Source organism: Streptomyces sp. NPDC018045 (assembly GCF_044327445.1).
In the GTDB taxonomy this organism is placed as follows: Bacteria; Actinomycetota; Actinomycetes; order Streptomycetales; family Streptomycetaceae; genus Streptomyces.
In genome coordinates this window covers 1-1,121 of the sequence record NZ_JBIRFL010000088.1, presented here as the reverse complement: position 1 = coordinate 1,121, position 1,121 = coordinate 1, and the positions used below count along the sequence as shown (strand labels likewise).

1 protein-coding gene is annotated in these 1,121 nt (G+C 64.3%); it reads left to right on the top strand.

Annotated elements, in window-relative coordinates:
- Positions 1-235: 235 nt before the first annotated feature.
- On the top strand, positions 236-1,081 hold the full coding sequence (locus ACH4EB_RS38715) for an IS5 family transposase (protein ID WP_398353239.1): 846 nt from the start codon (positions 236-238) through the stop codon (positions 1,079-1,081).
- Positions 1,082-1,121 lie beyond the last annotated feature (40 nt).

Sequence of the window (1,121 nt, the reverse complement as noted above, 5' to 3'; positions counted from 1 at the left end):
AGAGGATGTTCTTGTCGGTTACGTGCAGATTTAGGCGTTTCGTCGGGCACCCAGTATCAACTGGTTGGTACCTATTCACGGCGAATGTGCGAGGCCAGTGCTCCTGACCGCTCCCGCGTGTCATCCCGTTCTGCCCCGACAGCTCCTGTCCGGTTCGAAATTGCCCGGAACGGTCAGCTCAAGTCGCCCGGTCGAGCGATGTACGCCCCCGGCTCCGGGCCGTATCAGTGTTGCCATGACGTCGCAGATGCCCCGCAAGCCCTACCCGTCCGATCTGTCCGACGCCCGTTGGGCCCTGATCGAACCCACACTGACGGCTTGGCGGGCTGAGCGGCAGAAGACCTCGCTCAACCTCGGCGGCAGGGTCGCCGACCTGCGGGAAGTCCTCAACGCGATCCTCTACGTCAACCGCACCGGCATCGCCTGGCGCTACCTGCCGCACGACTTCCCAGCTCACACCACCGTCTTCTCCCACTTCAGCGCCTGGACTGCCGACGGCACCGTCGAGAAGCTCGGCCTCCGCCTGCACCGGCTGGTGCGCGAGATGGAAGGGCGCGACCCCGAACCCACCGCCTGCGTCATTGACTCCCAGAGCGTGAAGACCGCCCACACCGTCCCCGCCAGCACGCAGGGCATCGACGCCGGCAAGAAGATCGTCGGCCGTAAACGCAGCATCGTCACCGACACGTTGGGGCTCCTGCTGCTGGTCATGGTCACCGCGGCCGGCGTCTCCGACAACGAGGCCGGCAAGCATCTCCTGACCCGTACCGCAGCCACCCACCCCACGATCACCAAGGCCTGGGTCGACACCGGTTACAAGAACCAGGCCATCGAACACGGCGCCCAACTCGGCATCGATGTCGACGTTGTGCCACGGAACACGCAGGTCAAAGGCTTCTCCGTGCTCCCGCGACGCTGGGTGGTGGAGCGCAGTTTCGGGTGGATCATGATGCACCGCCGCCTCGCCCGCGACTACGAGACCAAGCCCGAACACTCCGAGAGCATGATCCGTATCGCAGCCATCGCCAACCTCGCCAAACGAGCAACCGACGAAACCACCCCCACCTGGCGATACACATAAAACGCAATCACTCACGAACTACGCGAACCAGACGCCCTCT